Here is a 26,438-nt window from a genome sequence, read left to right as displayed (position 1 = left end):
GTGCGACGGCGCGGGCGGCGCGCCGGCCGGTCAGCGGGGCAGGGCCTGCTGGAGTTCCGCCCGCAGCGCCGGGGTGAGCATCTCCCCCGTCTGCTTGGCCAGCCGCGCCATCTCGTAGCCGACCACGCCGATGTCGGCGTCCGCCCCGGCCAGGGTGGCCAGGATGGACCCGTCGCGCACCTGCATGACCAGGAAGTAGCCGCGTCCCATCTCGACGACCGTCTGCTTGACCACGTCCCCGTCGAACATCTGCGCCGCGCCGGCGGTGATGCTCATCAGCCCGGAGGTCACCGCGGCGAGCTTGTCGGCGTGGTCCCGGGGCAGGTGGTCCGAGATCGCGACCAGCAGGCCGTCGGAGGAGACCACGATCGCGTGCACCACCCCCGGTACCCGGTCCGCGAACCCGCTGACCAGCCAGCTCAGGTCGCGGGCCTCCCGGCTCAACGTCGTCATCGATGTCCCCCTTCGGTGCGTACGCCGCCCGGCGGCATGACAATCTCCGTGGTCTCCTCGGCCTCCGCCCGCCGTACCCCGCTGTAGAGCCGGGACAACATGTCCCCGACCGAATCCGGGTCCGGATCGTGGCGTACCGCCGGCTGCTCCGGCCGCGCGGGCCGGCCGGCGGCGGGAAGCTGCGCCATCGGCACCCGTACGGGCAGGCCGCGCTCGTTGGTCCCGCCGGTGATCGGCACGGCCGGCGGGGTGGGCGAGGTCTCCGGCACCGGGCCGGCCGCCGGTCCCTGCCGGGACCACCAGCTCCCACCGGCCGGCGCGGACGGCCGGGCCGGGGTGAGCACGTCCTCGGCGCGCACCGGAACCGATCGGGCCCGCGGGGGCGGAGCCGACCGTCGTCCGGCGACCGGGAGTTCGCCCCGCGTGGGCGCGCCGTCCCGGCCGGGCCGCCGCCCGGCCACCGGAAACTCCCTGCGCGGCGCGCCGGTCCAGGGCGCGGCGGTCAGCATCCGCGCGGTGACCGGCCCCTCCCGCTCCGGCGCCGACGCCAGCAGGTCGCCGGGCAGCCGCACCCGGGCGACGATGCCGTCCTCGCCGCCGCCCAGGCGCACCTGCACACCGAGCCGGGCGGCCAGGTGGCTCACCACGAAGAGGCCCATCCGCTCGACCGTGGCCACGTCGGCGGCCGGCGGGGTGGTGAGCACGGCGTTCGCCTCCGCCAGGGCGTCCTGACTCATGCCGAGCCCCTCGTCGGTGATCTCGACGACCGCCCCCGGCCCGTCCGCGTCGGCCGTCACCCGCACCAGCGTGTCGGGGCGGGAGAAGGCGGTGGCGTTCTCCAGCAGCTCCGCGAGGATGTGGACCAGCTCACCGACGGCGTGGCCGACGACGTGCAGGTCGGCCACCGCGTCGTGCCGGACCCGCTGGTACTGCTCGATCTCGGCGCTGGCGGCCAGCAGCGTCGCCCCGAGCCCCACCGGCCGGTTCCACCGGCGGGTCGACTCGGTGCCGGCCAGCACCAGCAGGCTGTCGTCGTTGCGGCGCATCCGGGCGGCGAGGTGGTCGAGCTTGAACAGGTTCTCCAGCTGGTCCGGGTCGCTCTCCTCGCGCTCCAGCTCGTCGAGGAGCTCCAGCTGGCGTTCCACCAGCACCTGGCTGCGCCGGGCGAGGTTGACGAACATCGCGTTGACGTTGCGCCGGGTGGTCGCCTGCTCGACGGCCACGGCGACGGCGCTGCGGTGCACCGCGACGAACGCCTCGGCCAGCTCGCCGATCTCGTCGAGCGAACGGACCACCGCCGGCGGGACCTCGATCGTGGGGACGCCGCCGGTCACGGTGCGCAGCCGGTCAAGGGCGTCGGGCAGCTCCAGCTGGGCGATCCGCAGCGCCTGGCCGCGCAGCAGCCGCATCGACCGGGCGATGGACCGGCCGACGAGGACGGAGATGAGCAGGGCGACCAGCAGCACGGCGACGATCACGCCGACCACCAGCAGCGTGGTACGCAGCTGCGTGGCGCTGACGTCGTCGGCCTGCCGTACGGCGTCGTCGAGCACCGACTCCTCGACCCGGCGCAGCAGTTCCTGCCGCTGCTCGCTGGCCGCCCACCACTGCGGCGCCGGCAGCACGGTCGACGTGGCGGTCCCGTTGGGCAGGCTCTGCTCCTCCAGCCGGGTGGCCGACAGGAAGGCCGGGTCCGCCGACGTCTCGTCGTAGCGGCGGACCTGCTCGGCGGTGGCGGTGACCCGGAACGCGCCCAGCGCCGTCAGCTGCTGGGCACGCAGGTCGGTCAGGACCACCTGGTCCTCCACGCCGTACCGGCCGGCGCGGGCGGCCTCGTAGAGCTGTGCCCGGACCCGCGAGGAGAGCTCCTTGACCCGGGCGAGCTGCACGTAGCGCAGCACCGCGTCGCTGAGGGCGGGCCGGTCCTCGCCGGGCGACGGCTCGGCGAGCAGCCGCAGCAGCGCGTCGACGGCGCGGTGGTAGTTGCTGAGGATGGTGTCGCTGCCCAGCACCGCCGGGGGGATCGCGGCCCGGATGTAGACGACCTGCTCGTACGCCTCCAGCACCTCCGAGTAGGCGATCCGCCAGGAGGCGTCGGCGTCGGCCAGCGGCTCGGCCGCGCGGCGCAGCTCACGCAACGCCTGGTCGGTGGCGCCCTGCAACGGCTTCAACGCGACGATGGCCGCGTCCCGCTCGGCGCCCGCGCGGCCGCGGCGCAGCTCGCCCAGCTCACCGGCGGCGCGGTCGCGTTCCTGCTGGAGCCCGTGCACCACCGCGACGATCTGCCGGCCGATCCCCACCTGCTGGGCGAAGTCGCCCAGCGCGGTCGTCCGTCCGACCAGGGTGTGCGTCTGCACGCCGGCCAGCACCAGGAACGAGACCGACGGGATGACCAGCACCGTGGCGAGCTTGGTGCTCATCCGCCAGTCCCGCAACCGGAACGGGGAGCGGCGGCGGTGCGGGACGACCCGGACGTCGAACCGGCGTCGGCGGTGCTGCGACACGCCGCCGTCCACCGGATCCGGTCCTGCCGCCACACCTGCCTCCTCCGTGTCTCGCGTCCGCCGCGAGCCGGGGAGCGAGTCCATCCAACCAGTCCCCGGAGCCGTGTCAACGGGCCGGGCTGAGGTGCCGATCAGGAGGGTGAGGCGGCCTCGTCCGTCCGGACGATGGCGGCGAGTCGGGAGGCGTCGCCGACCCGGTCCAGCGCCACCAGCGCCGCGCCGCTCGCCCCGACCTCCGGGTTGCGCCCGTACCAGACGGGCCGGGGGGCGAGCGCCACCGCGAACGTCGTACGCCACCAGTGCGAGGCGGCCATCGCGCCCCCGCCGAGCACGACCTCCACCGGCTTGTCGACGGTGGACTCCAGCACGGCGAGGTCGTCGGCGACGAGGTCGCACAGGCCGCGCATCAGCCCGGCCAGCAGCTCCACCGCCGTGGTGTCGAAGCTCAGGCCCCGCAGCTCGCCGGAGCCGGCCGGGACCAGGCCGGGCGGTCGGTCCCCGCCGAAGCGGACGTTCACCGGCCGCCCCCCGCCGGGCGGCACCCGGGCGAGGGCGGCGTCCAGCTCGGCGCCCTCGGGCAGCCGCAGCTCCCGGTTGGCCCAGGCGAAGAGGTTCCCGCCGGAGGAGTAGGCGGCGCCGGTCACCACGTGGTCGTGGTCGACCCGGTAACGCCAGAGCGTGCCGGGCAGCGGGGGCAGGACCCGCCCCGCCGGGACGCGCTGCATCAGCCGGACCGCCGCCGACGTGCCGACCGTGACCGCGACGCGGTTCGGCTCGACGCAGCCGGAGCCGACGTTCGACGCGGCGCCGTCGCCCACCGGGCCGGCCCACGGCGCGTCGGCCAGCTGCGGCCAGCGCCGCGCGTACGTCGGGCGCAGCCGGCCCCGCCAATCGTTCGGGGCCAGCTCGGGCAGCTCGTCGGCGCGGCTGCCGGCCAGCTCGCAGGCCTCGGCGTCCCAGTCCAGCGTCCGCAGGTCCAGCAGCCCGGTGCCGGAGGCCTGGGAGATCGACATGGGCGCCCGGTCGAGCAGTGCGCCCAGCACGTACTCGGCCAGGCCGACGAACCGGGAGATCCGGCTGCCGGCGTGCTCGCGCAGCCAGGGCAGGCGGACCGACCAGTAGCAGCGGTGCCACCACGTGCCCGTGCGCTGGTGGAAGTCGTCCGGGTCGGCCGGCCCGGTCACCCCGGCGGGGGCGGCCGGGCGGGTGTCCAGCCAGGTCAGCACCGGCCCCAGGGGTGCGCCGTCGACGCCCAGGGGGAGCACCGAGTGCCACTGCGCGGACGTCGCCACCAGCGACACGTCGCGCAGGTGGCCGCCGGCGGCCAGCTCGTCCAGGCACTCGGTCAGCCGGGCCAGGTAGCCCGGGCCGTCCAGGGTGCCCGTCCCGTCGTCCTGCACGACGAGGTCGACCCTGCGCCGGGCCAGCGCGCCGGGCAGCGGCAGGGCGTCGGTGTCCAGCACGAGCCCGCGCACCGAGGAGGTGCCCAGATCGAGCGCGAGAATGTTCATCGCGGGTCAAGTTACCCGGTGCGCGCCGCCCCGGCGTCCCACCGGGTGGGCCGTACGCCCGATCGGCTTCCCGGCGTGCGCGGCGGACCGTAGGGTGAGCGCATGCTCGCGCACCTGTCCTGCTGGTGGCCCGCCGACCCGGCGGCCATCCCCCGCGCGTAGCTTCCCACGCGGCCGCCCCACGAGGCGGCCGCCGGTCTCTCCCCGGCCCTCCGGCCGCCCGGCCCGGCGCCGCCCCGGCCCGAGGAGACCCGATGACCCACCTGCCCGACCTGCTCGCCGCCGTCGCCGACGGCGTCGACCCCGGCCCGTTCGCGCTCGTCCGCCGCGAGGGCGCCGCTCACCTGGAGCTCTTCACCGGCACGGTACGCGCCGTGCGGCGGCTCGCCGACATTCCCCTGCCCGACGGGGCGCCCGGCCCGAGGACCCTGGCGCTGGTGCCGTTCCGACAGGTCACCGAGCGGGGTTTCGCCTGCGTGGACGACGGCGCCCCGCTGGAGTGCCTGGAGATCGACCGGCACGAGCGGGTGGGACTGGTCGAGGTGCTCGCCGCGCTGCCCGAGCCGCCCGTGCGCACCGCCGACGCCGGCTTCGACGTCAGCGACGACGACTACGCCGCCACGGTCGGCCGGGTGCTCGCCGAGGAGATCGGGCGCGGCGAGGGCGCGAACTTCGTCATCCACCGGGCGATGCGGGCCACCGTGCAGGGCCCGCCGCTGCTCGCCGCGCTCGCCGCGCTGCGCCGGCTGCTGCTGGGCGAGCGCGGGGCGTACTGGACCTTCCTGGTGCACACCGGCACCCGGATCCTGGTGGGGGCGAGCCCGGAGCGGCACGTCAGCGTGGACGACGGCCTGGTGATGATGAACCCGATCAGTGGCACGTTCCGGCACGCCGGGGCGGCCCCCGACCGGGCCGCGCTGCTGCGCTTCCTCGCCGACCCCAAGGAGGTCGAGGAGCTGTACATGGTGCTCGACGAGGAGCTGAAGATGATGGCCACGGTCGCCGAGCACGGCGGCCAGGTGGTCGGGCCGTACCTCAAGGAGATGTCCCACCTGGCCCACACCGAGTACCTGCTGGCCGGCCGGAGCACCCGGGACGTCCGGGAGGTGCTGCGGGAGACGATGTTCGCCCCGACGGTCACCGGCAGCCCGATGGAGAACGCCTGCCGGGTCATCGCCCGGCACGAGCGGACGGGACGGCGCTACTACGCCGGGGTGCTGGCGCTGCTCGGGCGCGACGACGCCGGCCGGCAGACCCTGGACGCGCCGATCCTGATCCGTACCGCCGAGATCTCCCCCGCGGGCGAGCTGCGGGTGCCGGTCGGGGCCACCCTGGTCCGGCACTCGACGGCACAGGGCGAGGTGGCCGAGACGCACGCCAAGGCGGCCGGCGTGCTCGCCGCGCTGGGCCTGGGCCCGCAGGCGCCCGCCGCCGGCCCCGAACCCGCCGGGCGCCTCGCCGACGACCCGGAGGTCCGGGCCGCGCTGGCCGCGCGCAACGCCCCGCTGGCCCGGTTCTGGCTGGACCAGCGCTCCCCCGGCGACGCCGGCCCGCCCGGGCTGCGCGGCCGGACGGTGCTGATCGTCGACGGCGAGGACACCTTCACCGGCATGCTGGCCCACCAGCTGGGCGCCCTGGGCCTGGCCGTGACGCTGCGGCCGTGGCACGCCGCCGGCCCGGTGCAGGCGTACGACCTGGTGGTGGTCGGCCCGGGGCCGGGCGACCCGGGCAGCACCACCGAGCCGAAGATCCGGGCCATGCGCGGGCTGCTCGCCGGGCTGCTCGCCGAGGGCCGGCCGACCCTGGCCGTCTGCCTGGGCCACCAGCTGCTCGCCGGCCTGCTCGGGCTGGCGCCGCACCGGCGCGACGCGCCCTACCAGGGGCTCCAGCGGGAGGTTGAGCTCTTCGGCACGCCCCGCCGGGTCGGCTTCTACGCCACCTTCACGGCGCGCGCCGACGTCGACCGGCTGGCCACCCCGTACGGCCCGGTGGAGCTGGCGCGGGACGCGGCGGACGGCGCGGTGCACGCGCTGCGCGGGCGGGGGTTCGCGGGGGTGCAGTTCCATCCGGAGTCGGTGCTCAGCCCCGACGGAGTGGCCGTCCTCGCCGAGCTGCTGGCCGGCCTGCTGCCGGCGGAGGCGGGCCGGTCGGGGGCCGGGCACCCGTCGGAAGCGGCCGAGCGCGCATAGTCACCCCGATCGTGGGTAGGGGTGCCTGCGACCGGCGGTCCGGACGGGCCGAGAGCCCCCGCCCGGGCCGCCGGTCGCCGCGCTCAGCCGGCCAGGCCCGCCTTCAGCGCCGTACCGATCAGCACCGCCCGCCTGGTGGTCAGCGCGGTGGCGCCGAGCGCGACGTGGTCCGGTGCGGTCTCGCCGTTGTTGCTGGTGTGCGAGGCGCCGTAGGGGTTGCCGGCGACGAACTGGCTGGGGTCGGTGTAGCCGGGGGTGACCACGACGCCGCCCCAGTGGTAGAAGACGTTGAACATCGACAACAGGGTCGCCTCCTGCCCGCCGTGGGAGGTGGCCGTCGAGCAGAACGCGGAGTACACCTTGTTCGCCAGGGCACCCTGTGACCACAGCGGCCCGGTGGTGTCCATGAACTGCTTGAGCTGGGCGGCCATCACGCCGTACCGGGTCGGGGTTCCGAAGATCACCACGTCGGCCCAGGACAGGTCGTCCAGTTGCGCCTCGGGGACGTCCTGGGTCTCCAGGTGGTGCGCCTGCCAGCCCGAGTTGGAGCGGATCGCCTCGTCCGGCGCCAGCTCGTGCACCTTACGCAGCCGCACCTCGGCGCCGGCCTCACCGGCGGCCTCACACGCCGCCTGCGCCATCTGGTAGGTGATGCCGGTGGCGCTGTAGTAGATCACCGCGACCTTGGTCTGGGCAGCCATCGGATGTTTCCCTCCTCGTGTCGGGTCAGCTCCGGCGACTACCCGTTACTTGCGGCGTCAAACGCTCTCCCGGGGTCAGCCGTCCGGCCGGCCCGCCGCACGCGCGATGCTGGAGGCATGCAGATCAGAGCCGCCACCATCGACGACTGGCCGCTGGTCTGGCCCTTCCTGCGGGAGATCGTGGCGGCCGGGGAGACGTACACCTGGCCGCGCGACGTCGCCGAGGAGCGGGCCCGAACGATGTGGCTGGTGCCGCCACCGGGTCGCACCGTCGTCGCGGTCGACGCCGACGGCGCGGTGCTGGGCTCGGCGAAGCTGGTGCCCAACCAGCTCGGCCCGGGCGACCACGTCGCCAACGCCAGCTTCATGGTCGCGCCGGCGGCCGGCGGGCGCGGCGTGGGACGCGCCCTGGGCGAGCACGTGCTGGCGCTGGCCCGGGCCGAGGGCTACCGGGCCATGCAGTTCAACGCCGTGGTGGCGACGAACACCCGGGCGGTGGCGCTGTGGCGGTCTCTCGGCTTCGAGGTGGTCGGCCGGGTGCCGGAGGCGTTCCGGCACCCCGGCGAGGGACTGGTGGACCTGCTGGTCATGCACCGCCGGCTCTGAGGCCGCCGCCCGGACAGCTCAAGATATCCGCAAGACTCGATGGGAATGCGTACCGGTGGGCCCCCGGGGCGGGATGCTGGTCGCACCGGTGCCGGCGGATCCGGCAAGCCGCCGGGCACCGGGCGACCTGAACGGGGGATCGCGCTCCGTCGGCGACGTCGCCGGAGCGCGATCAGGGGCGGCGCCGGTCAACGGACCAGCGCGTCCATCAGCCTCTCCAGTTCGGCCGCCGGATCGGCGGTCAGACCCGTGTGCACCGGCCCGGTCTGGATCATCGTGCTGCGCGGGGCGGCCAGCCAGCGGAACCGCTCCCCCAGCCGCATCCCGCCCGACGGGCCGTCGCCGGCGCAGGTCCGGTCCCACGAACTGAGCACCGCGGCCACCGCGGCCAGGTCGACCTCCGGGGCCAGCGCCCGCACCCGGCCGGCGTCCAGATGGGTGCGTACGCCCAGGAAGTCCCGATGCTGGCAGTAGAGCAGCACGCCGACGTTGACCTGCTCGCCGCGCTCGACCCGGGGCACCAGCCGGACGACGGCGTACTCGAAGGGCCTCCTCACGCCGCACCTCCCCGCGGCAGCCAGTCGGCGGTGCGCGCCACCCGGCGGGCCAGGTGGTCCACGTAGGCGGCGCGAGCCGCCCCGGCGGAGTCGAAGTCGGCGCCGGCCAGCCAGCTCTCGGGCACCAGGGCCAGCACCTCGGTCAGCAGGTCCCGGTCCACCCGAGGCGCCAGTTCGGCGTCCGCCTCGGCCAGCTCGCTGGCGTAGGACGCCAGCACGTGGTCGCCGGCCCGGTACGGCCGGTGCACCGCCGCCTCGGCCCGCGGCCAGTTGTGGTGGAAGTACAGGGACGCGCCGTGGTCGATCAGCCAGAGTTCGCGGTGCCAGACGAGCAGGTTGGGATTGCGCCAGCTGCGGTCGACGTTCTCCACGTACGCGTCGAACCAGAGCACCCGGGAGGCGAGCGCCGGCTCGACGGGGTGCGCGACCGGGTCGTAGCCCAGTGCCCCGGGCAGGAAGTCCATACCCAGGTTGGCGCCGCCGCTGTTGCGCAGCAGCTCCTGCACCTCCTGGTCGGGCTCGGCCCGCCCGATCACCGGGTCGATGTCGAGCACCACCAGCGGCGGCACCGCCAGGCCCAGCCGACGCGCCAGCTCACCACAGATCACCTCGGCGACCAGCGCCTTGGGGCCCTGCCCGGCACCCCGGAACTTCGCCACGTACGTACCGAGGTCGTCGGCCTCCACCACGCCGGGCAGCGAGCCGCCCTCGCGCAGCGGGGTGACGTACCGGATCCCGGAGACCTCGCGGAGCACGGCACCACCCTAGTCGGACGGGCACCGCGCGGGCCGCGCGACCCGGCCCGGCGGCGGGGCCGGGCGGGTCGCGAGCCGCCTGGCGGCGGGCCGCGCGGTCAGTTGTCGAGGCGGTCGCGCAGGTCGTCGACCTCCTGCTGGATCCGGTCCACGCCGCCCTCGTTGTTGAGGAAGGTGGTGACCCCGGCGGCGAAGGCCAGCCCGAGCAGCACCGCCAGGGCGCTGAGCACCAGGCCGCCGATCGCCACGCCCCGGCCGGTCACCCCGGGGCGGCCGGCCATCTTCAGCCCGACGATGCCCAGGATCACTCCGATGATGCCGAGCAGCAGACCGATCCAGGACAGGATCACGGTCAGCACGCTGATCAGCGCGGCCACCCCGAAGACCAGGGCGAAGGCCGCGGCGGCGCTGGTCTTGGCCGCCGGCCCGGAACGGCCGGCACGGGTCGGTACGCCGGCACCGCGGGCCGGCTCGCTGGACGCGGTCATGTCGCTCCCTCCGGGCGCCCGCGGGTGGTGCGCCCACTGGCGGCCCGCTTTCCCGCCCCGCCGCCCGTCATGCGTCGGATGTCGGAGGAGGACCCTAGGCTGGTGCCCGGCCGACCGGAGGAGACCCCGTGCCCGTTGAGCTGACCGGGCGCGAGGCGCTCGCGCTGCGGATGACCAGCCTGTTGCTCCGCCCGCACCCCACCGTGCGCCCGGGCGGCGTCGCCGAGGTGGTGCAGTGGTTCGGGGCCATGCAGGCGCAGGACCTGGCCAGCGGCATGTGGTCGCTCGGGGTGCGGCTGCCCGCGCTGCGCCACGCCGACGTGCACGCCGCGCTGGAGCGCCGGGAGGCGCTGCGCACCTGGCCGATGCGGGGCACCGTGCACCTCGTGCCGCCCCGCGACGCCCGCTGGATGCTGGAACTGACCGGCGTACGCTCGCTGGCCGGCGTCGCGGCGCGCCGCGCGCGGCTCGAACTGACCGAGGCCGACGCGGACCGCGCCGTCGAGGTGCTCGGCGCCGCGCTGGCCGGCGGCGGGCGGCTCACCCGGGCGCGCTGCCTGGCCGCGCTGGAGGCGGCCGGCATCGGCACCGGCGGCCAGCGCGGCTACCACCTGCTCTGGTACGCCAGCGTCCGCGGCGTCACCTGCCTCGCGCCGAACGTCGGCACCGAGCAGACCTTCGCCCTGCTCGACGAGTGGGTGCCCGATCGGCACCGGCCGGAGCGGGACGAGGCCCTGGCGACCCTCGCCCACCGCTTCGTGCGCTCCCACGGCCCGGTCGACGCCCGGGAGTTCGCCGGCTGGACGGGGCTGACCCTCACCGACGCGCGGCGCGGTCTGGCCGCCGCCGGCGACGCCCTGGCACCGGTGCGCGTCGGCGGGGAGGAGGCGCTGGTCGACGCCGCCCTGCTGGACGCGCCCCGCGAGCCGGTCGACGACCTGCTGGTGCTGCCCGGCTTCGACGAGTACCTGCTGGGCTTCAAGGACCGCGCGCTGATGCTTGATCCGGCGCACCGGGCCGCCGTCGTGCCGGGTGGCAACGGCGTCTTCCAGGCCACGGTCGTGCGCGACGGCCGGGTGGTTGGCACCTGGAAGCGGACGCTCGGCAAGACCCGGGTGACGGTCGCGGTGTCCCCGCTGGCACCCCTCGACGAGCGGGCCCGGGCCCGGGTGGAGGCCGCCCTGACCCGGTACGCCGACTTCCTCCAGCTACCACCCCACCTGACCTGGACCGCCTGAACACCCCCCTCCGCCCCTCACGCCGCACTCCGCCCCCACTGCGTCGATCTTGCACTTTCGGCCCCGGATCTGACCATGACGCGTCATTCGTCCGGGCGCAATACGCAAGATCGACGCAGCCAAGGGGCGGGGTGCTGCTATTCGACGGGGTGGCGACGAATCCGGGCCGGCCCACCGGGTATCCGGCCGGTGCACACGAGAGGGAGGTTGACGACCATGATGCTCAACGCACAGCAGGCCAACTCGCTGTACGGACAGGACGTCACGGACCGCTCGGGGTCGAAGATCGGAAGCGTGGGTCAGATCTGGGCCGACGCCGCCGGCGAGCCGACCTGGGTCAGTGTCAAGACCGGGCTGATGGGCCACAAGGAGTCGATGGCTCCGCTGGAGAAGGCCCAGGTCACCGATCGCGGGCTCGCGGTCGACTACGACAAGTCGACCGTGAAGAACGCCCCGGCCGTGGACGCCGGCACCGACCAGCCGCTGGACACGGACCAGATCGAGCAGCTCTACGCGCACTACCGCCTGGCGCCGCAGGCGCCCCCGACCGCTGGCCGGGGACGGGCACCGGCTGCCGGCGAGGACATGATCCGCTCCGAGGAGCGGATGCGGGTCGGCACGGAGAGCCAGCCGGCCGGTACGGCGCGACTGCGCAAGTACGTGGTCACCGAGGACGTGCACACCACCGTGCCGGTGGAGCACGACGAGGTGTACGTGGAGCGGGAGCCCATCGCCGCCCGCGACGCGCGTGGCGTACGCGCCGACATCGGCGAGGCCGAGCAGGAGATGAACCTGCGGGCCGAGCGGCCGGTGGTCGCCAAGGAGACGGTACCCGTCGAGCGGGTCCACCTCGCCAAGGACGAGGTCGTCGAGGAGCAGGCCATCGACGACCGCATCCGGCGGGAGCGGGTCGACGCCGACATCCCGGAGCCCAGCCGGCGACGTCGCTGACCGCTGACGCGGTGACGGGCGGGTGGGTCGGTTCGACCCACCCGCCCGTGCCGTCGTACGTCAGTCCGCGAGCGCGCCGGCCGCCCGCCCCTCGTGCAGGGTCAGGTTGCGCCCGTTGGACGGGTCGAAGAGGTGGATCTTCTCCAGGTTGAACCAGACCCGCCGGCTCCGCCCCTCCTCCACCGGGGACTCGGCCGACAGCCGGGTCACCAGGCTGGTGCCACCGCCGCTGAAGTCGGCGCCCGCGTCGGCCGCCAGTTCCTCAAGCTCGGCGGCGCTGGCCCGCTCCCCCTCGACGCTGAAGTAGACGTACTTGTCGGAGCCCATCGACTCGACGATGTCGACCGGCGCCTCGAACTCCACGCCCCGCCGGCGGGTGTCGTCGTCGATCAGCGCGGCGTCCTCGAAGTGCTCCGGGCGGATGCCGAGGATCAGCTCGCGGGGCGCGTCGGCGCCCTCCAGCTCCCGCCGGATCCGCTCGCCGATCGGCACGTCGCCCAGGGCCGTACGCAGCCTGCCGTCCTCGACCACCGCGTGCAGGAAGTTCATCGACGGCGAGCCGATGAACCCGGCGACGAAGAGGTTGCGCGGGTGGTCGTAGAGCTCCTGCGGCGGGCCCACCTGCTGCACGGCGCCGCCCCGCATGATCACCACGCGGTCGCCGAGGGTCATCGCCTCGGTCTGGTCGTGGGTGACGTAGACGGTGGTGGTGCCGAGCTTCTTCTGCAGGCGCGACACCACCGTGCGCATCTGCACCCGCAGCTTGGCGTCCAGGTTGGACAGCGGCTCGTCCATCAGGAACGCCTTCGGCTGCCGGACGATGGCCCGGCCCATCGCCACCCGCTGCCGCTGGCCGCCGGAGAGGTTGGCCGGCTTGCGGTCCAGCAGCGCGGAGAGCTCCAGGACCTTCGCCGCCTCCTCCACCTTCCGGTGGATCGTCTCCTTGTCCAGCTTCGCCAGGCGCAGCGGGAAGGCCATGTTCTCCCGCACGGTCATGTTCGGGTAGAGGGCGTAGGACTGGAACACCATCGCGATGTCCCGGTCGCGGGGGGCCTTGTCGTTGACCCGCTGGCCGGCGATACGCAGCTCGCCGGAGCTGATGTCCTCCAGGCCCGCGATCATGTTGAGGGTGGTCGACTTCCCGCAGCCGGACGGGCCGACCAGGATGACGAACTCGCCGTCGGCGATCTCCAGGTCGACGTCGGCCACGGCGACGGTCCCGTCCGGGAACTTCTTGCTCACCTTGTCGAGCACGATGTCAGCCATGAGTACCACCTATCCCTTGACTGCGCCGGAGGTCAGGCCGGAGACGATGCGGCGCTGGAAGAAGAGGACGAACAGGATGATCGGAATGGTGATCACCACGGCGGCGGCGCAGATCGCCCCGGTGGGATCCTCGAACTGCGACTCGCCGGTGAAGAACGACAGCGCCACCGGCACCGTGCGGGCCCGCTCGGTGGAGGTGAGGGTGATGGCGAAGAGGAAGTCGTTCCAGCAGAAGATGAAGACCAGGATCGCCGTGGTGAAGAGCCCCGGCGCGGCCAGCGGGGCGATGACCCGCCGGAACGCCTGCGCCTGGGTGGCGCCGTCCATCTTCGCCGCCTTCTCCAGGTCCCAGGGGATCTGCTTGAAGAACGCCGACAGCGTGTAGATCGCCAGCGGCAGCGCGAAGGTGATGTACGGCAGGATCAGGCCCGGCCAGGTGTCGAAGAGGCCGAGCTGCCGCTCGATCTCGAACAACGGCGACACCAGCGACACCTGCGGGAACATCGCGATCAGCAGGGAGACGCCGACCAGCAGCCGCTTGCCGGGGAAGTCCAGCCGGGAGATCGCGTACGCGGCCATGGCGCCGAGCACCACCGCGATCACGGTGGCGATCAGCGCGATGCCGATCGAGTTGACCAGGGCCCGGACGAACTGGTCCGTGGAGAAGATCGACCGGTAGTTGTCCAGCGTCCACTCCCGCGGGATGAACCTCCCGTCGGTCAGGGTGGCCGGGGTCTTGAACGACAACGACATGATCCAGAGCACCGGCACCAGCGCGAAGACGACCACGATGGCGTCCAGCAGGCCCCAGCGCAGCCTGGCCCGGGTGGTGGTTTCGGCCATCTCAGCGCCTCTCCCCGTCGTCGCTGCCGGGGGCAGCGGTACCGAACAGCTTCACGAAGACGAAGGCGATGATCGCCACGGTGAGGAAGATCAGCACCGACATCGTCGACCCGATGCCGAGGTTCAGACCCCGGATCAGGTTGTTGTAGGCGAGCATCGACACCGACGAGGTCTCGTTGCCGCCCGCGGTCAGCACGAAGATGTTGTCGAACACCCGGAACGCGTCCAGGGTGCGGAAGAGCAGCGCGACCAGGATCGCCGGCTTCATCACCGGCAGCATCACCTTGGTGAACCGCTGCCACGCCGTGGCGCCGTCGGTGGAGGCGGCCTTGAGCAGGTCCTCCGGCACCAGGGCGAGGCCCGCCATGAGCAGCAGCGCCATGAACGGCGTGGTCTTCCAGATCTCGGCGAGCATGATGATCGCCAGCGAGCTGGCCCGCTCGGTCAGCGGCGCGCCGTCGCTGAACAGGTTGGCCAGGTAGCCGGTGCCGGGCGTCCACGCGTACCGCCAGGAGAAGGCCGCGACGACCGTGACGATGCCGTACGGGATCAGCGCCGCGGTCCGCACGATGCCCCGGCCGACCAGGGTGCGGTGCATGATCAGCGCCAGTCCCATGCCGAGTGCCAGCTCGACGGCGACGGTGACCACCGTGATCAGCGCGGTCACCCCGAAGGCCGTCCACCAGAACTCGTTGGTCAGCACGGTCGCGTAGTTCTCCAGCCCGACGAACTCGCGCTCGGCGGGGAAGCGCAGGTCGTAGCGTTGCAGGGAGAGCCAGACCGAGTAGATGATCGGGTACGCGGTCACCAGCAGCATGACCAGCGCGGCGGGTGCGCAGAGCAGCCAGCCCAGCCGGCGCTCGGCCTTCTTGTTCTCGCTCAGCGGGGCCCTGCGGCCCCGGCCGGCGCGCTGGGCCGGCACCTTGGCGGCCCGGCCGGGCCGGGCGGCCGTCTCGGCGGCGGCCGCCTCGGCGCCCGCCGGCGTGGCGTTGACGCTCATGCCGCCGCCTCCGGGCGGTCGGCGTCGAGTCGCCGGATGCGCTCACTCACGGCAGGACCCCCTTCGACTCGAGGGCGTCGGCGATGGCGTCGCGCAGCTCGTCGGCGGTCTGCTGGGGACGGATCGCCGACGGCGGCGACAGGATCGCCGACATGACGGTGGAGATGCTCTGGTACGCCGGGGTCAGCGGGCGCACCGCCGGCTCCTTGAGCTCTTCGAGGATGGTCTCCCGCATCGGGTACGCCTCGGCCATCTCCGGGTCGTCGTAGACGCTCTCGATGGTCGGGGGCACGCCGTCGTTGACGGCGGAGAACTTCTGGTTCTTCTCGTTGCGGATGCACCGGGCCGCCTCGAAGGACTCCTCGGGGTGCTCGGAGTAGGCGCTCACCGCGAGGTTGACCCCGCCGATGGTGACCTTGCTCGGGGTGTTCTCGTCGACGCCCGGGATCCGGGCCCAGCCGACCTGCTTCGCCAGCTCCGGGTCGGCCTCCTGGAGAGCGGGGTAGACGAACGGCCAGTTCACCTGGAAGGCGCCCTTGCCGGACTGGAACTCCAGCCGGACCGGGTCCTCGGTGGCGTTGCTGAACGACGGCGAGGTCACGCCCGACGTGGCGAAGCGCTGAAGCTGCTCCAGCGCCCGGACCGTGCCGGCGTCCATCACGGCCTGCTTGCCGTCGTCGCTGAGGATCTTGCCGCCGGCGCTCTCCGCGAGGGTGTTGTAGAGGACGACGAGGCCCTCGTACTGGGCGCCCATGGTGAGCACCTGGTGCGGCTTGCCCTGCTGTTTCAGCTCCTGCGCGACGGAGATCATCTGGTCCCACGTCCTCGGCGGTCGCGGCACCAGGTCCTTGCGGTACCAGAGCAGCTGGACGTTGGTGTTCTTCGGCGCGCCGTAGAGCTTGTCCTGGTAGCGGGCGGTCTCCAGCGGGCCGGCGAGGGTGCCCCGCTCGACCTCCGCCCGGTCCTGCCCGGTCCACTCCCTGATCCAGTCGGCGCTGGCGAACTCCTGGGTCCAGGTGACGTCGAGGCCGAGGACGTCCATCCCGCTGTCCTGCGCGGCCAGCCGACGCACCATCTGCACCCGCTGGTCGTCGGCCTGCCGGGGCAGCACCCGGTAGACGATCTCGTAGCGCCCCCGGGCCTGCGCGTTGCAGTCGTCGACGACCTTCTGCAGGTTCTGCTCGGGCGGGTAGTACAGGTTGATCGTGGGCGTACCGCCGTCCCCACCGGAACCGCAGGCGGCCGCCACCGGTGCCACCAGCGTCAACGCCGCGGCGGCGGCCACCGCGCGTACGCGTGGCCGCCGTCGGCGTCGGGCCCTGTCAGCGTCGCTCATCACCCCTCCCCTCGTGTCGGCCGAGGGCCGGGGTGAGGCTTCCGCGCCCCGGCGCACGGCGAGCCGCTCGGGGCCTCTGACCAGTGCTTTCCTCGCCCCGGACGCTTCCTGGCCCCCACACTGCCCGACCCGGGAAGGCGCGAAACCTGACGCGTCCGCGACGCCGGCGACCGCGCGGGAGGTGACGGCCGTCACCGCCGTGCGGGGCGGCCCGTGCGCCCGTACGCTCGGCCGATGGACGCCACCTTCTTCTTCGACCCCGCCTGCCCGTGGACCTGGCGCACCTCGCGCTGGCTGGTCGCGGTCGCCGACGCCCGAGGGCTGCGCATCGAGTGGCGGGCGTTCAGCCTGGCCATCCTCAACGAGGGCCGGGTGCCACCGGAGTTCGCCGCCGCGACGACCGCCTCCAGCCGGGCGCTGCGGCTGGTGGAGGCGCTGCGCGCCGAGGGCCGCCACGACGACGTCGCGCGCTTCTACGCCGAGCTCGGCACCCGCACCCACGACGCCGGCGAGCCGCTGTCGGCCGAGACCGTGGCCGCGGCCGTCGAGGCGGCCGGCCTGGGTGGGGCCGCGCCGGCACTCGACGACGACCGCTGGGACGAGGCGGTACGCGAGTCGCACGCCCTGGCGTACGCCTCGGCGGGCCCGGACGTCGGCTCCCCGGTGCTCATGGTGCCCGGCGCCGAGCGCGGCGTCCACGGCCCGATCCTGACGGAGGTCCCCGGGACCGACGACGCCCTGACGGTCTGGGACTCGCTGCTCCCCCTGATCCGGATGCCCGCCTTCCACGAGGTCAAGCGCGCCCGCCACTGACCGGCCCGTCGGCGGTGCCGGAGTCGGCGTCGGCGGCATGATGGGCGGATGATCGCTCGCTTCAAGGACCTCTGCCTGGACGCCGCCGACACCCACGCGCTGGGCGCCTTCTGGGGTCGGATGCTCGACGGCGACGTGGTGGACCTCGGCGACGGGGACACCCGCGTCGACCCGCGGGCCGCCCGCTCGGACGCGGAGTCGCTCTGGGTCAACCGGGTGTCCGAGGCGAGGACGGTCAAGACCCGGGTGCACCTCGACCTGCGGCTGGCCGACGCGGGGCCGGCGGCGCTGCTGGCGGCCGGCGCCCGGCTGGTCCGGGAGCCCGACGCGGAGATCGACTGGTGGGTGCTGGCCGACCCCGAGGGCAACCTGTTCTGCGCGTTCCCACCCCGGGCGGGTGCCCGGCCCGGCCCGTTCGAGCTGGTCGTCGACGCCGCGGACCCGGCCGCCCAGGCCGCCTGGTGGGCCCGCGCGACGGGCGGCACGGTCGACGCGGGCGACGACGGCGCCGCGTCGGTGGTGGGTGCGGCCGGCTTCCCCTGGGACCACTGGGTCTTCGACCCCGTGCCCGAGCGCAAGACGGTCAAGAATCGCCAGCACTGGGACGTCGACCTGACCGACGCCGAGCCGACGGCACTGATCCGGGCCGGTGCGACGCTGTTGCGCGAGCCGGACGACGCGATCAGCTGGTGGATCCTCGCCGACCCGGAGGGCAACGAGTTCTGCGCCTTCGCGCGTTCCGCCGGGTGAGCGGCGCGGCCGCCGGCCGCCGGCGGCCCGCCCTGATCGGTTGGTTCTCGCGGGAACACCCCTCCGCCGCCCCGTCGGTTGGGCAGGATCGTCCCCACGGGGAGGTGCCGTCGTGCGGGACGCCCGTGCTCCCGCGCCGACGCACGCCGGCGGGCTCCGCTGTCCGGGCCGGTCGTGGTGGTTTGACCGCGGGCCGCGGCGGGGTACCGCGGACGCCGACGAAGGGAGTGCCGATGTCGGAGCCACATGTCACGTTGGACCCTCGCGGGCTGGACGCCGTGCAGCAGAAGCTGCGGGGCCCGCTGGAGGACCAGCTGACCTCGGCCCTGCAGGCCGCCACGGAACGGGTCACCGCCAGCTACGCGGGCGAGCCGGTCGAACAGGTCTGCCAGCGGCTGCTCGAGGAGACCCGCTCCGGCCTGCACCCCGACATCGCGGCCGGCTTCAACCCGGACATGGACGAGTTCTGCCGGGTGGCGGTGGCGATCGTCCGGGGCGAGGCCTCCTGAGACACCCGACCGTCGACCGCGCCGGGCCCCCGGGCCGGCGCGGTCGACGCGCGTCGGCCCCGTGCGCGTCCGCCGGTCGTCCGCGTGCTCGCCGATCCGTCGTCGCCGGGGGGTCAGTAGCGGCCGAGGTTCGCGTACGGACTGATCACGATGCGCGGGGAGAGCGCCGGGTTCAGCCAACGCAGGACGCCGACCAGGTGGCGGTGCGAGAGGCTGACGCAGCCGGCGGTGGCGTTGCCGCCGCTGGTGCTGAACTCGTGCAGGAAGATGCCGCTGCCCGCGTACGGCACGGGCTTCGCCACGTTCGGCGCCATGTTGTAGGTGATCACCGCGAAGTGCGTGTACGCGGGAACCTCTTTCCACAGCGCCTCGCTGTAGCCGCCGGGGTTGGTGGCGCTGTGCTGGAAGGTGTTGTACGCGGCCGACTGCGGGTTCTCGTTCCACCAGTCGCCGCTGACCAGCCGGTGGTACGGGTAACGCACCCCGGGGTCGGCCGCGATGCCGTACATGGTCGGGCCGATCGAGTAGACCCCGGTCGGGGTGTTCGGCACGCCCTCCACGTGGTTGTCGCTGAACCCCTTCGAGCCGATCCGGGCGGGCAACGCGCCCGAGACCGGCCGCCAGTGGCCCAACACCTTGGCGTACGTCTCCAGGGTCGCGTGGGTGGTGGCGTAGCCGTTCCCGCCGACGATGACGACCTGCCTGGTCTCCACCGGCAGCGTCCGCAGCCGGGCCGCGCGGTTGCCCGGCTCGACCCACCTGCGCCGGTCGGAGGGGTGGCGGGCCACGGTCGTGGTGCTCCAGGTGGCGTCTCCGGTCGCCGCGGCAGCAGGCGTCGCGGGGGCGACGAGGGCGGGGGCGACCGCGCCGCCGACGGCGGCGAGGATGAGAGTTCTCCGCTTCATGTCGGCCATCCTGGCAGCCGACGTGCCCTGCGGTGGTCCACTGCCGGCACGCGCTCCCGATCTCCGCGTGGCGACCGGGGTGGGAACGGCCGCCGGAGGCGATCAGGACCGGGGCCGCAACTCCCCGGTCCTGATCTGAGCCGTCCGGCGTGGTGGCTGGCGTCGCCGGCCGGGCGCGCGGGCGTGGCACCGCCCACGCCGGGCTCGACACGGCGAGCCTGCCGCCTGCACTCAGCTCCTCGGTGCCCACCACCGGACTCCCCGCACACTCCCGACTCACCCCGAAGAGCCGTGAGCGCCGAATCAGGCTAGGCGTGTCAGTCCCGCCCGGACAAGGACGAAGCGGGCCGACCGAGCGTGATTGATGGCAAGGCGAAAAAGCGGCATCTCGACGTAACGCGGCCCTACGGGCCGACGCTGTTTCCCGTCGAGGCGACCACCGCGCCCGGGTCGTGCGGAGCCGTTGCCCGAAGGCAGGATACGGCTCAGAAGTGGCGCAGCAGCTCGGTGAAGGCCGACAGCCGCAGCACGCCGGTGTCGGCCGGGTCCAGCTCGTCGTGCTCCAGCACCCATGTGTTGTCGTTGGGGATGAACACGGCGTTCAGCCCGGCGGCGCGCGCGGGCCGGATGTCGGACTTCGGGGAGTTGCCGATCATCCAGGTGACGGCCGGGTCGAAGCCGTGCTCCCGGGTCAGCCACCGGTAGGTGTCGACGTCCTTCTCCCGCACGACGTGCGCGGCCCGGAAGTGGTGCAGCAGCCCGGAGGCGTCGAGCTTGCGCTGCTGTTCCTCCTGCTCGCCCTTGGTCAGCAGCAGCAGCTCGTGCCGGCCGGCCAGGGCGTCCAGGGCCTCGGCCACCCCGGGCATCAGCTCCACCTGGTGTGCCACCAGGGCCGCCGCCAGATCCTCGATCTCGCGCTGCTCGGCCACGGTGGCGGGCCGCTGCCGCAGCCGCTCCAGACACTCTCCGAGGCTGCGCAGGAAGACCTTGCTGCCGTAGCCGTGCGCGACGGTGTTGGCCCGCTCGATGTCGTCCAGGATGGCCCGGGTCGCGGCCCGGTCGAGGGTCGGATGGTCCAGCCACTCCAGGAAGTCGTCGATCACCCGCTCGAAGAGGACGTTGTTCTCCCAGAGCGTGTCGTCGGCGTCGAAGACGAGCACCTGTCCGTCGCGCCGGCGCGTCGTGTCCCCCATCGCTTCCCTCCTGTCGGCGGCCGGGCCACGGTACTGCGGGCCGCCGGCCCCGCTCACCCGGTTTTCGGCGGCCCGTCGCGCCGCCGCCATCCGCGCCGCGCCGTCGGCGCGGTGGGGCGGGTGGCGCGGCGGGGGCCGTCCCGACCGGGCGTCCGACCGGGTCACGGGCCGGCGAGCAGCCGGGCCACGATCAGCTCCTCGCGCTGCTCCTGCTTCTCCGGGCGCAGCCGGCCGCCCCGGGTCAGCATGACCGTGCCGTGCAGCAGCGCCCAGCCGACCTCGGCGAGCGTGTCGGGGTCGCGGCCGGCGGCCAGCGGCGCCAGGGCCGCGCGCAGCTCCGCGAAGGCGGCGCGGGGCGCCCCCGGTCCCGGGTCCCGGCCCAGGGTGAGGTCCGCGGTGTGCGCGAGCATCGCGTCGTACACCTCGGGACTGGCGTACGCGAAGTCCAGATAGGCCGTCACCACGGCCGACCAGCCGCAGCCGTCGTCCTCGGCGGCGACGGCCCGGGCGGCGGCCAGCGCGGCGGCAAGGTCGGCGAAGCCGCGCACCGCCACGGCGGACATCAGCGCGGCCGGGTCCGGGAAGCGGCGGTACAGGGCTTCGATCTCGATCCCGGTCCGCTCGGCCAGCCGGCGGTGGGGTCACCGCCGCCCAGCCCTCGGCCTCGGCCAGCCGCCGGGCGGCCAGCACGGCGCGCTCGCGCTCGGCCGGGGCGGCGTCTGCTCCGTCTGCTGACGACACCCCGTCGATGCTAGCGAGCGTCACCGTGCGCGACAGGTTCGCGACGGATTGGCGACTCCGCGGGGCGGCCGGGCGGCACGCCGCACCCGGGGCGGACGCGGCGTGTGGCCCCGACGGGCACGGGGCGGGCGGTGGGCGGCCTCGGCGGCGTGGGTGCGGGCGGCGGCCGGCCTCAGCGGCGCAGGGTGAGGATCAGGTCGGCGACCAGCGCCGTCCAGCCGGTCTGGTGCCAGGCGCCCAGGCCGGCGCCGTTGTCGCCGTGGAAGTACTCGGGGAAGCAGATCAGGTCGCGCCAGTCCGGGTGGGTCTGGAAGAGCTGGGCGGCGCCGTAGATCGGCCGCCGGCCCCAGCCGTCCCGGGTGAAGAGGGAGATCAGCCGCGCGGAGAGGTCGTCGGCGATCTCGTCGAGGGTCCGCTTCACCCCGGAGCGCGTCGGATACTCCACCTGGAGGTCGTCGCCGAAGAAGGCGGCATAGTCGCGCAGCGCGCTGATCAGCAGGAAGTTGGTCGGCATCCAGATCGGGCCGCGCCAGTTGGAGTTGCCGCCGAACAGCCCGCTGGTGGACTCGGCCGGCTCGTAGCCGACGCTGAACTCCTGGCCGCCGAGGGTCACCGAGAACGGCTTGTCCAGGTGGGCCCGGGAGAGGGTACGCAGGCCGTAGTCGGAGAGGAACTCGTCGGTGTCGAGCATCCGGGCGAGCAGCCGGACGATCTGCTCCGGGCCGACCATGGAGAGCAGCCGGTGCTGGCGGCCGTCCGGCCCGAGCCGCCGGGCGCCGATCACGTCGGCGTACTCCGGGCGGTTGGCGAGGAACCAGCGCAGCCGGGCGCCGAGCTCGGGCAGTCGGTGCAGGGTGCGGGCGGTGAGCCGGGTCGTCGCCGCGAGCGGCAGCAGGCCGACCACCGAGCGGACCCTCAGCGGCACCTTCGAGCCGTCGGCGAGGCGCAGCACGTCGTAGAAGAACGCGTCCTCGGCGTCCCACAGCCCCTGCTCGTACGCGGCCGCGGCGATGTAGGCGAAGTGCTCGAAGAACTTGGTGGCGGTGTCGACCCAGGTGTGGTCGTGCTCGGCCAGCACGACGGCGATGTCGAGCAGGTTCAGCGCGTACATGGCCATCCAGCCGGTGCCGTCGGACTGCTCCAGCACGCCGGCCACCGGCAGCGCCGCCGACCGGTCGAACGGGCCCACGTTGTCCAGCCCGAGGAAGCCGCCCTCGAAGACGTTGTTGCCGCCGGTGTCCTTGCGGTTGACCCACCAGGTGAAGTTGAGCAGCAGCTTGTGCATCACCCGGGCCAGGAAGTCGTGGTCCCGGCCGCCGTCGATCTCGAAGACCTTCAGCGCCGCCCACGCGTGCACCGGCGGGTTCACGTCGCCGAACGCCCACTCGTACGCCGGGATCTGGCCGTTGGGGTGCAGATACCACTCGCGGAGCAGGAGCAGCAGCTGCTCCTTGGCGAAGCCGGGGTCGACGCGGGCGATGCTGACGCAGTGGAAGGCCAGGTCCCAGGCCGCGTACCAGGGGTATTCCCACGGGTCCGGCATGGAGATGACGTCGAAGCTCGTCATGTGCCGCCAGGAGCTGTTGCGTCCGTGCCGGCGGCCCGCCGGCGGGGGCGTGGAGCCGGGATCGCCCTCCAGCCAGCGCGTGACGTCGAAGTGGTAGAACTGCTTGCCCCACATCAGCCCGGCGATCGCCTGCCGGGCGACCAGCGCCTCGTCGGGGGTCGCCGCGGCCGGGATCACCCCACCGAAGAAGCGGTTCGCCTCCGCCCGCCGGGCCCAGAGCACCGCCTCGAAGCCGTCACCCAGGTCCGCCGGCGGGGGCGTGCCGCCGCCGGGCGGCGGGGCGGTGCGGGTCAGCCGCAGCCGGATGCGCCGCTGCGCCCCGGCCGGCACGTTCAGCACGTAGTGCAGCGCGCCCTTGGTGCCCTCCCGCGCCGGGTTGACCGTCGCGGCCCCGTCGACGACGTGGTCGTTGATGCCGTCCTTCGGATAGCGGGAGCGGCCCGGCAGCCCCCAGAGCCGCTCGGCGTTGGTGTCGTTGTCGCAGAGCAGCGGCGTGGGCTCGCCGTCGCCCTCCAGCAGCAGCTGGCCGAGCACCCGGTGCTCGCCGACCAGCCGCGACCCCTCGCCGACCAGGCGGGGCACCCGGTCGCCGCCGGGCAGACCCCACGCCCAGGTGTTGCGGAACCAGAGGGTGGGCAGCACGTGCAGGGTGGCCGCCCGGTCGCCCCGGTTCGCCACGGTGACCACGACGCAGAGGTCGGTCGGTGCCGCCTTGGCGTAGTCGACGGTCACCGCCCAGTACCGGTCGTCGTCGAAGATGCCGGTGTCGACCAGCTCGTACTCGGTGTCGTCGCGGCCGCGCAGCGCGTTCACCGCGACCAGTTCGTCGTACGGGAAGGCGGCCTGCGGGTAGTGGTAGCGCCAGCGCATCCAGGAGTGGGTGGGGGTGGAGTCCTCGTACCACCAGTACTCCTTGGCGTCCTCCCCGTGGTTGCCGCCGTCGCCGCCGAGACCGAACATCCGCTCCTTGAGGATCGGGTCCCGGCCGTTCCACAGGGCCAGCGCGAAGCAGAAGGTCTGCCGGTCGTCGCAGACGCCCGCCATGCCGTCCTCGCTCCACCGGTAGGCTCTGGACCGCGCGTGGTCGTGCGGGAAGTAGTCCCAGGCCGTACCGTGCTCGCTGTAGTCCTCCCGTACCGTCCCCCACGCCCGCTCGGAGAGATAGGGACCCCATGCGCGCCAGTCCTGTTCCCCGGCGTCGGCCTGAGCCAGCCGGAGCCGTTCGGGGTCGGGCGCGGAGTCGTCGGGGGGCGGCGCGTCGGTGATCACTCGGACATCTTCGACGCCCCCGGGGGACTTCACCACAGGAGCCATTCTCGTCGTGGTGTGTCACACCCCGCCGTCGGTGGAGGAAAGTTGATCGACATTAGCTTCGGTCCGCAGGTCTGCGCCGAGCCGACCGGCGGGGCCGCCCGGGAGTGGCTGGTCACCGACGGTCTCGGCGGCTACGCCACCGGCACGGTGAGCGGGTTGCGTACCCGCCGGTACCACGGCCTGCTGGTGGTGGCCGGCGAGACGCCGGCGTCCCGTCGGGTGGGACTGGTCGGCCTGGACCCGGCCGTGGTGCTGCCCTCGGGCGCCCGGGTGCGCCTGGGCGCGCACGAGTGGGCCTCCGGCGAGATCGACCCGCGCGGCTTCGAGCTGCTGGAGCGCTTCGACCTGACCGACGGCCTGCCCCGGTGGCGGTGGCGGATCGGCGACGTGGTGATCGAGCGGGAGCTGGCGATCACGTACGGCCGCCCGTGCGTGGCGGTGGTGCACCGGCTGGTCTCCGGCGGCCCGGTCCGGCTCGACCTGGCGGCGGTCTGCACCTGGCGCGACGCGCACGGCGAGCGCCGCGCCGACGGGCCGGCCCCCCGGGTGGAGCCGGTGCCGGGCGGGGCGGTGGTCGAGGGCGGGTTCCGGCTCGCCGGGCCGGACTGGACCCCGGAGGGCCAGTGGTGGCTGGGCGCGCACCACCGCGAGGAGGCCGCGCGGGGCCTGAACCCCGACGAGGACCTCTGGTACGCCGGCCGCTTCTGCGGCGAGCTGGAACGCCCCGGCGACACGGTGGCGGTGCTCGCCTGGGCCGGCGACCTGGCCGAGGAGCCACCGCCGGCGACCGAGGTGGTCGCGGCGGCCCGGGCCCGCAACCGGCGGGTGGTGGCCGCCGCGCGGCCCGCCGACCCGGTCGGGGCGACGCTCGCGCTGGCCGCCGACGCGTTCGTGATCCGCACGGCCACCGGGCCGGACGTGGTGGCCGGGTACCCGTGGTTCGGCGCCTGGTCGCGGGACACGATGATCTCCTACGAGGGGCTGTTCCTCTGCACCAACCGGCACGACGAAGGGCGTGAGCTGCTGCGGGCGTACGCGGCGACGCTGTCGGAGGGGATGCTCGCCAACACCGCCGACACCGGGCGGGTGGAGTACAACACCGTCGACGCGACCCTGTGGTTCCTGCACGCGGTGAGCCGGCACGTCACCGTCACCGGCGACACCGACCTCGGCGACGAGCTGCTGCCCGCGCTGCACTCGGTGGTCGGGGCGCACCTGGCCGGCACCCGGTTCGGCATCGCCGTCGACCCGGCCGACGGGCTGCTCACCCAGGGCGGCACCCCCGGGACGGCGCTGACCTGGATGGACGCCCGGGTGTACGGGGTGCCCGTCACGCCGCGCACCGGCAAGCCGGTGGAGGTCAACGCGCTCTGGGTCAACGGGCTGGCCGGCCTGGCAGAGCTGACCGAGCTGGCGGGGCGGGACGCGGGCGAGCTGTGGCGGCTGCACGGGCGGGCCGTGGCCGCGTTCCGGGACCGGTTCCCGGCGCCCGCGGGCTGGCTGCACGACGTGGTGGACGCGCCCGCGCCGGCGTACCCGCTGGGCGGGGCCGCGCACCACGACGACGACCTGCTCCGCCCGAACCAGCTGCTGGCCTGGTCGCTGCCGTACGCCCCGCTGGAGCCCGACGAGCCGACGCTGCGGCGGATCGCCGGCGGGCTGCTCACCCCGCTCGGTCCGCGCAGCCTCTCCCCCGACTCGGCGGAGTTCGTCGGGCGGCACCGGGGCGGTCCGGCCGAGCGGGACGGCGCCTACCACCAGGGTACCGTCTGGCCGTGGCTGCTCGGCCCGTACGCCGACGCGGCCCGACGCGCCAAGATGCCACTCGATGACCTTTTCGTCGGCATCGAGGCGCATCTGACCGAGTATGGACTAGGATCGGTAAGTGAGACGGCGGACGGCCTCGCCCCGCACGCCGCGACCGGGTGCCCCTTCCAGGCGTGGTCGGTCGCCGAGCTGCTGCGCGTCCGCACGATCAGCCGGTAGCGCTTTACACGACCGCAACGGCGGCGTCTCCGCCGGTTATCCAGCCACCAGCAGGATGGGTCCCGATCCAGTCGCGACAGTCGACGAGCACCGGCCACGGTGCCGGCCGGCGCGCGCTCGGGGACAACTCAAAGGGGGCCGCATGTCACCTGACGCCGACGTGATCGACATCCACCCCGCCCGGCGACAGCGGGTGCTGATGCTCTCCTGGGAGTACCCGCCGGTGCTGGTCGGCGGGCTGGGCCGGCACGTGCACGCCCTG

The 26,438-nt window shown here is 74.1% G+C and carries 23 protein-coding genes; 8 read left to right on the top strand and 15 right to left on the bottom strand.

Translation table 11 applies throughout. The annotated features are described in order from the left end of the window. Positions 1-30: 30 nt before the first annotated feature. From V6V16_RS04515 to V6V16_RS04505, 3 genes are all read right to left on the bottom strand, one after another. On the bottom strand, positions 31-453 hold the full coding sequence (locus V6V16_RS04515; RefSeq protein WP_442934030.1) for a roadblock/LC7 domain-containing protein: 423 nt from the start codon (positions 451-453) through the stop codon (positions 31-33). Further along, complete coding sequence (locus V6V16_RS04510; protein WP_334559689.1) at positions 450-2,990, bottom strand: sensor histidine kinase; 2,541 nt, start codon at positions 2,988-2,990, stop codon at positions 450-452. Before V6V16_RS04510 ends, V6V16_RS04515 begins: the two co-directional genes overlap by 4 nt. A 98-nt stretch (positions 2,991-3,088) precedes the next feature. Then, entirely contained in the window at positions 3,089-4,468 is a 1,380-nt protein-coding gene (locus tag V6V16_RS04505) for an FGGY family carbohydrate kinase (protein ID WP_334559688.1), read from the bottom strand. A gap of 254 nt (positions 4,469-4,722) precedes the next feature. Between V6V16_RS04505 and V6V16_RS04500 the strand changes: the two genes are divergently transcribed. Further along, on the top strand, positions 4,723-6,657 hold the full coding sequence (locus V6V16_RS04500) for an anthranilate synthase family protein (protein WP_334559687.1): 1,935 nt from the start codon (positions 4,723-4,725) through the stop codon (positions 6,655-6,657). An 83-nt stretch (positions 6,658-6,740) separates the two neighbouring features. Here the strand turns inward: V6V16_RS04500 and wrbA are convergent, their stop codons facing one another. Continuing rightward, positions 6,741-7,358: an NAD(P)H:quinone oxidoreductase gene (gene wrbA, locus V6V16_RS04495; protein WP_334559686.1), complete on the bottom strand. Its 618-nt coding sequence runs from the start codon at positions 7,356-7,358 to the stop codon at positions 6,741-6,743. A 117-nt stretch (positions 7,359-7,475) separates the two neighbouring features. Here wrbA and V6V16_RS04490 point away from each other — a divergent pair, with 117 nt between their 5' ends. Next, positions 7,476-7,964, top strand: coding sequence for a GNAT family N-acetyltransferase (locus V6V16_RS04490; RefSeq protein ID WP_334559685.1), 489 nt, complete (start codon positions 7,476-7,478; stop codon positions 7,962-7,964). A gap of 188 nt (positions 7,965-8,152) precedes the next feature. Here the strand turns inward: V6V16_RS04490 and V6V16_RS04485 are convergent, their stop codons facing one another. The 3 genes from V6V16_RS04485 to V6V16_RS04475 all read right to left on the bottom strand — a co-directional run bounded on the left by V6V16_RS04485 (position 8,153) and on the right by V6V16_RS04475 (position 9,764). After that, complete coding sequence (locus tag V6V16_RS04485; RefSeq protein WP_334559684.1) at positions 8,153-8,521, bottom strand: DUF3037 domain-containing protein; 369 nt, start codon at positions 8,519-8,521, stop codon at positions 8,153-8,155. Further along, complete coding sequence (locus tag V6V16_RS04480; protein WP_334559683.1) at positions 8,518-9,276, bottom strand: HipA family kinase; 759 nt, start codon at positions 9,274-9,276, stop codon at positions 8,518-8,520. The genes V6V16_RS04485 and V6V16_RS04480 overlap by 4 nt, the downstream gene beginning before the upstream one ends. A gap of 98 nt (positions 9,277-9,374) precedes the next feature. After that, positions 9,375-9,764 carry a hypothetical protein gene (locus tag V6V16_RS04475; protein ID WP_334559682.1) on the bottom strand — a complete coding sequence of 130 codons (390 nt, stop codon included), beginning with the start codon at positions 9,762-9,764 and terminating at the stop codon, positions 9,375-9,377. A 170-nt stretch (positions 9,765-9,934) separates the two neighbouring features. On the opposite strand from V6V16_RS04475, the gene V6V16_RS04470 reads away from it, so the two are divergent. Continuing rightward, positions 9,935-11,002, top strand: coding sequence for a winged helix DNA-binding domain-containing protein (locus V6V16_RS04470; RefSeq protein WP_334559841.1), 1,068 nt, complete (start codon positions 9,935-9,937; stop codon positions 11,000-11,002). Between the two features lie 216 nt (positions 11,003-11,218). Then, positions 11,219-11,953: a YsnF/AvaK domain-containing protein gene (locus V6V16_RS04465; RefSeq protein ID WP_334559681.1), complete on the top strand. Its 735-nt coding sequence runs from the start codon at positions 11,219-11,221 to the stop codon at positions 11,951-11,953. 60 nt (positions 11,954-12,013) lie between these two features. On the opposite strand, the gene V6V16_RS04460 is transcribed toward V6V16_RS04465, so the two are convergent. The 4 genes from V6V16_RS04460 to V6V16_RS04445 are packed head-to-tail and all read right to left on the bottom strand — an operon-like array spanning position 12,014 to position 16,398. Next, positions 12,014-13,219: an ABC transporter ATP-binding protein gene (locus V6V16_RS04460; RefSeq protein WP_334559680.1), complete on the bottom strand. Its 1,206-nt coding sequence runs from the start codon at positions 13,217-13,219 to the stop codon at positions 12,014-12,016. A gap of 9 nt (positions 13,220-13,228) precedes the next feature. Further along, positions 13,229-14,062, bottom strand: coding sequence for a carbohydrate ABC transporter permease (locus V6V16_RS04455; RefSeq protein ID WP_334559679.1), 834 nt, complete (start codon positions 14,060-14,062; stop codon positions 13,229-13,231). 1 nt (position 14,063) lies between these two features. Beyond that, entirely contained in the window at positions 14,064-15,062 is a 999-nt protein-coding gene (locus V6V16_RS04450; protein ID WP_334559678.1) for a carbohydrate ABC transporter permease, read from the bottom strand. Between the two features lie 46 nt (positions 15,063-15,108). Continuing rightward, on the bottom strand, positions 15,109-16,398 hold the full coding sequence (locus V6V16_RS04445) for an ABC transporter substrate-binding protein (RefSeq protein ID WP_334559677.1): 1,290 nt from the start codon (positions 16,396-16,398) through the stop codon (positions 15,109-15,111). Positions 16,399-16,632: 234 nt separating this feature from the next. On the opposite strand from V6V16_RS04445, the gene V6V16_RS04440 reads away from it, so the two are divergent. The 3 genes from V6V16_RS04440 to V6V16_RS04430 all read left to right on the top strand — a co-directional run bounded on the left by V6V16_RS04440 (position 16,633) and on the right by V6V16_RS04430 (position 18,470). After that, positions 16,633-17,211 (top strand): DsbA family protein, encoded by a 579-nt coding sequence (locus tag V6V16_RS04440; RefSeq protein ID WP_334559676.1) that lies wholly within the window; start codon positions 16,633-16,635, stop codon positions 17,209-17,211. A 48-nt stretch (positions 17,212-17,259) separates the two neighbouring features. Next, positions 17,260-17,961 (top strand): VOC family protein, encoded by a 702-nt coding sequence (locus tag V6V16_RS04435; RefSeq protein WP_334559674.1) that lies wholly within the window; start codon positions 17,260-17,262, stop codon positions 17,959-17,961. A 233-nt stretch (positions 17,962-18,194) separates the two neighbouring features. After that, on the top strand, positions 18,195-18,470 hold the full coding sequence (locus V6V16_RS04430) for a hypothetical protein (protein WP_334559672.1): 276 nt from the start codon (positions 18,195-18,197) through the stop codon (positions 18,468-18,470). A gap of 113 nt (positions 18,471-18,583) precedes the next feature. Here the strand turns inward: V6V16_RS04430 and V6V16_RS04425 are convergent, their stop codons facing one another. The 4 genes from V6V16_RS04425 to V6V16_RS04410 all read right to left on the bottom strand — a co-directional run bounded on the left by V6V16_RS04425 (position 18,584) and on the right by V6V16_RS04410 (position 24,190). Then, positions 18,584-19,375 carry a L,D-transpeptidase family protein gene (locus V6V16_RS04425; protein ID WP_334559670.1) on the bottom strand — a complete coding sequence of 264 codons (792 nt, stop codon included), beginning with the start codon at positions 19,373-19,375 and terminating at the stop codon, positions 18,584-18,586. A 485-nt stretch (positions 19,376-19,860) separates the two neighbouring features. Continuing rightward, complete coding sequence (locus tag V6V16_RS04420) at positions 19,861-20,568, bottom strand: HAD family hydrolase (RefSeq protein WP_334559668.1); 708 nt, start codon at positions 20,566-20,568, stop codon at positions 19,861-19,863. A gap of 161 nt (positions 20,569-20,729) precedes the next feature. Further along, a complete protein-coding gene (locus tag V6V16_RS04415; RefSeq protein ID WP_334559666.1) occupies positions 20,730-21,131 on the bottom strand; it encodes a TetR-like C-terminal domain-containing protein in 402 nt (133 codons plus the stop codon). Between the two features lie 350 nt (positions 21,132-21,481). After that, on the bottom strand, positions 21,482-24,190 hold the full coding sequence (locus tag V6V16_RS04410) for an MGH1-like glycoside hydrolase domain-containing protein (protein ID WP_334559664.1): 2,709 nt from the start codon (positions 24,188-24,190) through the stop codon (positions 21,482-21,484). A 42-nt stretch (positions 24,191-24,232) separates the two neighbouring features. Here V6V16_RS04410 and V6V16_RS04405 point away from each other — a divergent pair, with 42 nt between their 5' ends. Next, positions 24,233-26,176 carry an amylo-alpha-1,6-glucosidase gene (locus V6V16_RS04405; RefSeq protein WP_334559662.1) on the top strand — a complete coding sequence of 648 codons (1,944 nt, stop codon included), beginning with the start codon at positions 24,233-24,235 and terminating at the stop codon, positions 26,174-26,176. The last annotated feature ends 262 nt before the right edge of the window (positions 26,177-26,438 follow it).

The organism is Micromonospora sp. CPCC 205561 (assembly GCF_036906775.1).
In the GTDB taxonomy this organism is placed as follows: Bacteria; Actinomycetota; Actinomycetes; order Mycobacteriales; family Micromonosporaceae; genus Micromonospora.
This window is presented reverse-complemented; position numbering and strand designations above follow the sequence as displayed.

Bases quoted from the DNA above. Each gene is read 5' to 3' on its own strand.
- V6V16_RS04475 (WP_334559682.1), bottom strand. From the start codon at position 9,764: ATGACCGCGTCCAGCGAGCCGGCCCGCGGTGCCGGCGTACCGACCCGT.
- V6V16_RS04440 (WP_334559676.1), top strand. From the start codon at position 16,633: ATGGACGCCACCTTCTTCTTCGACCCCGCCTGCCCGTGGACCTGGCGC.
- V6V16_RS04515 (WP_442934030.1), bottom strand. From the start codon at position 453: ATGACGACGTTGAGCCGGGAGGCCCGCGACCTGAGCTGGCTGGTCAGC.
- V6V16_RS04445 (WP_334559677.1), bottom strand. From the start codon at position 16,398: ATGAGCGACGCTGACAGGGCCCGACGCCGACGGCGGCCACGCGTACGC.
- V6V16_RS04410 (WP_334559664.1), bottom strand. From the start codon at position 24,190: ATGGCTCCTGTGGTGAAGTCCCCCGGGGGCGTCGAAGATGTCCGAGTG.
- V6V16_RS04450 (WP_334559678.1), bottom strand. From the start codon at position 15,062: ATGAGCGTCAACGCCACGCCGGCGGGCGCCGAGGCGGCCGCCGCCGAG.
- V6V16_RS04460 (WP_334559680.1), bottom strand. From the start codon at position 13,219: ATGGCTGACATCGTGCTCGACAAGGTGAGCAAGAAGTTCCCGGACGGG.
- V6V16_RS04470 (WP_334559841.1), top strand. From the start codon at position 9,935: ATGACCAGCCTGTTGCTCCGCCCGCACCCCACCGTGCGCCCGGGCGGC.
- V6V16_RS04430 (WP_334559672.1), top strand. From the start codon at position 18,195: ATGTCGGAGCCACATGTCACGTTGGACCCTCGCGGGCTGGACGCCGTG.
- V6V16_RS04500 (WP_334559687.1), top strand. From the start codon at position 4,723: ATGACCCACCTGCCCGACCTGCTCGCCGCCGTCGCCGACGGCGTCGAC.
- V6V16_RS04435 (WP_334559674.1), top strand. From the start codon at position 17,260: ATGATCGCTCGCTTCAAGGACCTCTGCCTGGACGCCGCCGACACCCAC.
- V6V16_RS04490 (WP_334559685.1), top strand. From the start codon at position 7,476: ATGCAGATCAGAGCCGCCACCATCGACGACTGGCCGCTGGTCTGGCCC.
- V6V16_RS04455 (WP_334559679.1), bottom strand. From the start codon at position 14,062: ATGGCCGAAACCACCACCCGGGCCAGGCTGCGCTGGGGCCTGCTGGAC.
- V6V16_RS04505 (WP_334559688.1), bottom strand. From the start codon at position 4,468: ATGAACATTCTCGCGCTCGATCTGGGCACCTCCTCGGTGCGCGGGCTC.
- V6V16_RS04415 (WP_334559666.1), bottom strand. From the start codon at position 21,131: ATGTCCGCCGTGGCGGTGCGCGGCTTCGCCGACCTTGCCGCCGCGCTG.
- wrbA (WP_334559686.1), bottom strand. From the start codon at position 7,358: ATGGCTGCCCAGACCAAGGTCGCGGTGATCTACTACAGCGCCACCGGC.
- V6V16_RS04420 (WP_334559668.1), bottom strand. From the start codon at position 20,568: ATGGGGGACACGACGCGCCGGCGCGACGGACAGGTGCTCGTCTTCGAC.
- V6V16_RS04425 (WP_334559670.1), bottom strand. From the start codon at position 19,375: ATGAAGCGGAGAACTCTCATCCTCGCCGCCGTCGGCGGCGCGGTCGCC.
- V6V16_RS04465 (WP_334559681.1), top strand. From the start codon at position 11,219: ATGATGCTCAACGCACAGCAGGCCAACTCGCTGTACGGACAGGACGTC.